Below are 6,318 nucleotides of genomic sequence, written 5' to 3'. Positions count from 1 at the left end.
TTTTTGAGCATAAAAAACAGAGCTTGATGTTCTAGAGATCGAGAATCAAGTCGCCTTCGCGCTTGATGGCTTGACTGCGCTCTAGGTCGAAAATCAGCTCTTCGAGCCATTGTGTGCGTGCTGGTTCTTTAGACGATGCGGCCTTGGCGAGATACGGGGTCTGCTCAACCCATCGAAGCAGGTGCTGAAAGTTGATGCTCTTGCATTCGAGCAGCTTGAACTTAATAAGCACCTTGTGTGCGTGCCTCAGGTGCTGTTCAGGGAATTCCATGAAACGCCGCAGGCGGCTTCTCGCTCGCTCCAGCGCCAATTGAAGGTCTTCGAACGCACCACCATGGCCCGGAATGATGACCTCAGGCGAAAGCGACTCGATGCAATCCAAGGTCTGTCCGACTTCGTCAAAGGCGGATAGACCTTCGAGTTCCGGAAACACCACGCCAAAGCCGTTTTGCCAGAGCGCGTCAGCAGAAAGAAGAACACTGTTGTCGGGTTGAAAAAGAACGATCGCGTGTGGATCGTGTCCCTTGGCACCGTGGACTTCCCACGTCCAGTCCCCGAGCCGCAGCTTCTCTCCCGGGCGAACAACGCCATCGAATGAAAAGCGAGGGCACTGCTGTCCCGTGCTGGCATAACTGAGCGCTTCGGTGTCCCACAGCCGAACCGCTTCTGCCGACCCCGAGGGAATCAGCGTTTGCAGACCAGGGTGATGGCGCTGCAGTGCGGCATTGCCTCCGCAGTGATCGCTGTGAAGATGAGTGTTCAGGAGCAATCCGAGACGGCGTCCTCCAAGCCCTTTTTCGACGAGGTCCACGGTCTGGTCGGCGTGGGTGCAGTAGCCGGAGTCTATGAGCGCTGTGGCTCCGTTGGAACCTGTGATCAGGATGTTGTTAGACGAAAGCCATCCACGTTCAAACAGCGTTGCACCAATGCGGGTGAGGCGCTCACGGGCAGTTGAAGAAAGCACGAGTGGACGCCCTGAGGTCAGGTGCGCAGGGCGCGGCGGAGGATCTTGCCCACATTGCTCTTGGGGAGCTCATCGCGAAACTCGATGTATTTGGGCCGCTTGTACCCGGTGAGGTTGTCGTGGCAGAACCTGGCCACATCCTCCTCCCGGAGTGTGGGGTCGCTACGAACCACGAAGACCTTGACCGCCTCGCCTTGTTTGGCGTCTTCGACACCAACCGCGGCGCATTCAAGCACGCCCGGGCACAACGAAATCACATTCTCGAGTTCGCTGGGAAAGACATTGAACCCGGACACCAGAATCATGTCCTTCTTTCGATCGACGATGCGGGTGTAACCGCGTTCGTCCATCACGCCGATGTCGCCGGTTCGCATGAACCCATCTGCCGTGAACGCGCGTTCGGTTTCTTCAGGTTGTCGGTAGTAGCCGCGCATGACGTTGGGGCCCCGGATGCAGATCTCTCCGGACTCGCCGACAGGGAGGCTGGCACCGGCCTCGTCCTTGATGGCGATGTCAATGCCGGGCAAGGGCAGGCCGATCGTTCCGCTGAACTGCCGGCTGGTTACCGGGTTGTTGGTGCCAATGGCGCAGGTCTCGCTCATGCCCCAGCCTTCAACCATCGCGCAGCCCGTGACGGCCATCCAGTGCCGGGCCGTGCCTTCGGAGGCGGCCATGCCACCTGCCTGCGACATCAGCAGAGAAGAAAAATCCAGCTGCCTGAAGCGCGGGTTCTGCAGCAGCGCATTGAACAGTGTGTTGACCGCCGGCAGCAGATGAAAAGGTCGCTTCGACAGGGTTTCGACGAACCTGGACACATCGCGCGGATTGGGAACCAGGGTCATGTGGGCGCCCCAACGGATCGCCAGAAGTGACAGGGTCAGAGCGAAGATGTGATAGAGCGGCAAGGCGGCAATGCCGTTGATGTTGCGCACATCGCCGATTCGTCCAAGCGCCGGGCGGAACCAGGCTTCGGCTTGCAAAGTGGCGGCGATGATATTGCGATGCGTCAGCTCCGCTCCCTTGGACAGCCCCGTGGTGCCGCCTGTGTATTGCAGGAAGGCGGTGTTGTCGTGGCAGGATTGGCTCGCGCGAAACGACAGCCTGCTGCCCTCGTCCAGGGCCTGGCGGAAGCTGACGATGGTGCGTGGGCCGGTCGCACCGGTCAGTGCCAGCCGATATGGCTTGACCATTTTCGACAAGTGCCGCACGGCGAAGGTGATCCAGCGCCCGTACCAGAAGCCCAGCATGTCCCCCATGCTGGCAACGACCACGTGGCGGATGGGGGTGTGCTCGATCACCTCTTCCAGCGTTGCTGCAAAGTTCTCAAGGATCACGATGGCCTCGGCGCCCGAGTCCCGGAGTTGGTGCTCCAGTTCGCGCGCCGTGTAGAGCGGATTGACGTTCACCACCGTGAACCCAGCGCGGATGATGGCGGTCATCGCGACGAGGAACTGCGGAATGTTGGGCAACATGACCGCGACGCGCGCATCGGCCGGAAGGCCTCGGGCCTGCAGCCATGCGCCCAGCGCAGCGCTGTGCTCATCGAGCTCTCCGTACGTCATCCAGCGCTCCATGCAGACAGTGACTGGTCGCCGGGCGTTCTTCTTCAGAGACTCTTCGAGCAGTGCGGCCAGAGACCGGTACTGTGAGGGATCGATGTCGTGCGGCACACCGTGTGGATAGTGGGCCAGCCAGGGGCGCGAGATGGTTTCCGGGGTAGCGAGGTCCATGCAGCGATTCTGATGGTCCCGCTCCCGCCCAGCCTCAGGGCCAGCCCTAGGGCCCTGTCGCACAAAGCTCAGCGCCGAGCGCGGCAGCGCAAACCGTGAGGTCATCGCTGAACAGCGCATCGATCCAGCGCCGTTCGCGCGCTGCAATGATCGAGAGGAAGGGGCGGGCGTCCCCCAACTCGGCAAATGCGGCGAAGCCAGCTTCGAGAAAATGCTGCAGATCGGACAGCCCGGCCGCCTGAGCAGGGCGCCGCATCATCTTGAGCAACATCAGCAAGGATTTGCTACGCGTCAGCCGTTGCAGTTCAAGTCCCATGTGCCCGACAACACCCAGCTGCCGCTCACGGGCCTCTCGCCGCCCGGTCGCCCGCCAGGCTTGCACGTAACGCTTCGCGGGGGACTCCTTCGGATCCTGCGCCAGCCAGTGCATCGCCATCGTGTGATCGAGGGTCTCGGTCAGTGCGTGCATTTCCGCCAGGTCCACCGACAGCTCGGCGACGGCCTCCGGAAACAGGCGCTCGATGGCGCCGGCAATGCGCCCGAACTGGGCATCGCGCTGGCCGAAGTCGTGATCCCCGTACAGCTCGTCCAGGAAGAAGCGAGCCGCAGCGCCCTGCACCCGGTGCGCGAGCACATCAGCGTAGGTGCCCTGGAAACGCTGAGCCTGGAGACGTTTGATCGCAGACACCGCGGCGTTGATTCCGTCGCTGCGGGCTTGCGTGCGCAGAGCGTCGACGGTGGCGAGGTGGGCCCGTATGCGGTCGGCGGCGGAAGCTTGCGGCATGGTCGTCGGAGTCTATCGCCGCCATGCACGGCACCTTAGTGACTGGTCTCTAGGGCGACGGAGACCGTCCAGATGCCGGACATGACATAGTGCTGCTCATGCAGCACCCACACCCTTCCGGCATGGCGGCGACGCCCTCAAGCTCGACATTGGCCCGCTTGCAGCAACTCATCGTGTTCGCCACCGTGGGACTGTTCGCCGGGTGGATGGCCTGGAGCTGGGGGCGACCGGGCTGGGCTGTGGCCGTCGGAGGCGTGCTGCTGCTGTTCGGCTATGCGCTGGTGCTGGGGCTGGAGTTCTTCGCCGTCGCCCATGTGAACCGCCACGATCCTGCGCCCCAGGCGACCGCCCGCACCCTGGTGAAAGCCTGGTGGCGCGAAGTGCAGGCGGCGCCGCGGGTGTTTTCCTGGCGCCAGCCGTTTCGATGGTGGTGTCTGCCGGACGATCATGCCGCCGGGGCAACGGGCCAGCCGGCCGTGGTCTTCGTGCACGGCTTCGTCTGCAACCGCGGCTTCTGGTTGCCGTGGATGCAGAGGCTGCGCTCGCGCGGACTGCGGTACACCAGCGTCAACCTGGAGCCGGTCTTTGGGTCGATCGACGACTACATCCCGCTGATCGACGAGGCCGTGCGGCGCGCCCATGCGCTGACCGGCGTGGCGCCTGTGCTGGTGTGTCACAGCATGGGCGGGCTGGCGGTGCGCGCCTGGCGCGCCGCGACGCCCGATACCGACAACTTGGTGCGCCACATCGTCACCATCGGTTCGCCGCACCACGGCACCTGGCTGGCGCAGTTCAGCCACTTGCCGAACGGGCGGCAGATGCGGCAGGACGGCCCCTGGTTGCGGGCGCTGCGGCAGCACGAGGAGCTGCGCTGGCCCACGGGCACCTACGCGCCGTTCACCTGCTGGTACTCCAGTGCCGACAACATCGTGTTCCCCGCCTCGACGGCCACACTGCCCGGGGCCGACAACCGCTTCGTCCACGGCCAGCCGCATGTCGCCATGGCCTTCGAGGACGAGGTGATGGAAGGGACGCTGTCCCTTCCGGCGCTCCAGGGAAGGCTCAGCCCTTGAGCACGCCGCGGCGCATCTGGTCGAGCTCCATGGTCTCGAACAGCGCCTTGAAGTTGCCCTCGCCGAAGCCCTGGTTGCCCTTGCGCTGGATGAACTCGAAGAAGATGGGGCCGAGCTGGTTTTCGCTGAAGATCTGCAGCAGCAGCTCGCCCGGTGCGCCGTCGACCAGGATGTTGCGGGCCTTGAGCGCCTCGATGTCCTCGCCGTGGTTCGGGATGCGCTTGGGCAGCAGCTCGTAGTAGGTCTCGCTGGTGTTCAGCAGCTTCAGACCTTCCATCTGCAGCGCGTCGACCGTGTCGTAGAGGTTGGTCGAGGCCAGCGCGATGTGCTGGATGCCCTCGCCCTGGTAGCGATCCAGGTACTCCTGGATCTGGCCGGCCTTGTCGTTGCCTTCCTCGTTGATGGGGATGCGGATCTTGCCGCAGGGGCTGGTCATCGCCTTGCTCTTGATGCCGGTCTGCTGGCCTTCCAGGTCGAAGTAGCGCACCTCGCGGAAGTTGAACAGGCGCTCGTAGAAGCCGGCCCACTCGGCCATGCGGCCGCGGTGCACGTTGTGCGTCAGGTGGTCGATGACCGTCAGGCCGTGGCCCACCGGGTTCAGCTCGGCGCCGGGCAGGGGGTAGAAATCCACGTCGTAGAAGCCGATGTTGCCGATGTCGCCTTCCTTGGCGCCGTTCTTGCCGCGCCAGCGGTCGATGAAATAGATGATCGAGTCGCCGATGCCCTTGATGGCCGGGATGTTCAGTTCGCCGGGGCCGGCGGCGTTGGCGTAGCCCCAGGCGCCCAGGCCGATGGCGCGCTCGTAGGCGGCCTTGGCGTCCTGCACGCGGAAGGCGATGGCGCAGACGCTGGGGCCGTGCAGGCGCGCGAAGCGCTGCGCGAAGCTGTCGGGTTCGGCGTTGATGATGAAGTTGATGCCGCCCTGGCGGTACAGCGTCACGTTCTTGTGGCGGTGTTTCGCGATCGGCTTGAAGCCCATGCGCTCGAACAGCGCACCCATGGCCGCCGGGTCCGGCGCGGCGTACTCGATGAACTCAAAACCGTCGGTGCCCATGGGGTTGTCCCAGGTGCTCAGGGCGGTCGTTGCGGAAGCGGGCAGGCTGGCGTTCATGGTGGTCTCCTTTGTGATCGGGCTGAATGCGCCACTGTAGAAGCGCAGGGTCGCACGATCGCTGCGAAATGGGGCGCGCCACTGGTCCAGATTGCATGATTCCTGCAGAATGATGCGTATGCAAGCACTGGACAAGCTCGACCGCCACATCCTGCGCAGCCTTCAGGCCGATGGGCGCGCCACCTACGACCAGATCGCCGAGGCGGTGGGGCTCTCGCCCAGCGCGGTGCTGCGCCGCGTCCGTCGGCTCGAAGAGACCGGGGTGATCGCCCGCTACGTCGCGCTGGTCAAACCGGAGGCCGTGGGCCTGGGCCTGACCGCCTGGGTGAACGTTCGGCTGGAAAAACACAGCGGTGCGGCCAAGCGCAACCCGATGGACGAGTTCCGCGCCAGCGTGATGGGCTGGCCCGAGGTGGTGGAATGCGCCGCGCTGACCGGCGAGATGGACTTCCTGCTGCGCCTGGTGGTGGCCGACATGGCCGCCTACTCGCGCTTCATGATGGACGTGCTGCTGCGCCACCCCAGCGTGCAGGACTGCAAGACCAGTTTCGTGATGGACCGGGTCAAGAGCACCACCGCCTTGCCGGTCTGACGCCGTTCATCGGGCATTTCCGGATTTAGAGCCATACGACCTTGTCGATATAGGGAAAACCCTT

At 63.9% G+C, this 6,318-nt stretch carries 6 protein-coding genes; 2 read left to right on the top strand and 4 right to left on the bottom strand.

The annotated features are described in order from the left end of the window. Positions 1-31 precede the first annotated feature (31 nt). From HPS01S_RS10970 to HPS01S_RS10960, 3 genes are read right to left on the bottom strand one after another with little or no spacing between them, the layout of a single operon-like run. A complete protein-coding gene (locus HPS01S_RS10970) occupies positions 32-964 on the bottom strand; it encodes an MBL fold metallo-hydrolase (protein WP_066155382.1) in 933 nt (310 codons plus the stop codon). Between the two features lie 17 nt (positions 965-981). Continuing rightward, positions 982-2,694 (bottom strand): AMP-binding protein, encoded by a 1,713-nt coding sequence (locus HPS01S_RS10965; protein WP_371836597.1) that lies wholly within the window; start codon positions 2,692-2,694, stop codon positions 982-984. Positions 2,695-2,740: 46 nt separating this feature from the next. Continuing rightward, entirely contained in the window at positions 2,741-3,478 is a 738-nt protein-coding gene (locus HPS01S_RS10960; protein WP_084397273.1) for an FFLEELY motif protein, read from the bottom strand. A gap of 98 nt (positions 3,479-3,576) precedes the next feature. Here HPS01S_RS10960 and HPS01S_RS10955 point away from each other — a divergent pair, with 98 nt between their 5' ends. Continuing rightward, positions 3,577-4,551 carry an esterase/lipase family protein gene (locus tag HPS01S_RS10955; RefSeq protein WP_255284198.1) on the top strand — a complete coding sequence of 325 codons (975 nt, stop codon included), beginning with the start codon at positions 3,577-3,579 and terminating at the stop codon, positions 4,549-4,551. Here HPS01S_RS10955 and hppD read toward each other — a convergent pair. Beyond that, the gene (gene hppD, locus HPS01S_RS10950) at positions 4,541-5,662 is read right to left on the bottom strand and encodes a 4-hydroxyphenylpyruvate dioxygenase (RefSeq protein ID WP_066155379.1); all 1,122 of its coding nucleotides are present in this window, start codon (positions 5,660-5,662) and stop codon (positions 4,541-4,543) included. The two genes, HPS01S_RS10955 and hppD, sit on opposite strands and share 11 nt — an antisense overlap. A gap of 118 nt (positions 5,663-5,780) precedes the next feature. Between hppD and HPS01S_RS10945 the strand changes: the two genes are divergently transcribed. After that, entirely contained in the window at positions 5,781-6,254 is a 474-nt protein-coding gene (locus tag HPS01S_RS10945) for an Lrp/AsnC family transcriptional regulator (protein WP_066155377.1), read from the top strand. Positions 6,255-6,318 lie beyond the last annotated feature (64 nt).

The sequence above is a fragment of the Hydrogenophaga pseudoflava NBRC 102511 genome, from assembly GCF_001592285.1.
Lineage (GTDB): Bacteria > Pseudomonadota > Gammaproteobacteria > Burkholderiales > Burkholderiaceae_C > Hydrogenophaga > Hydrogenophaga pseudoflava.
This window is presented reverse-complemented; position numbering and strand designations above follow the sequence as displayed.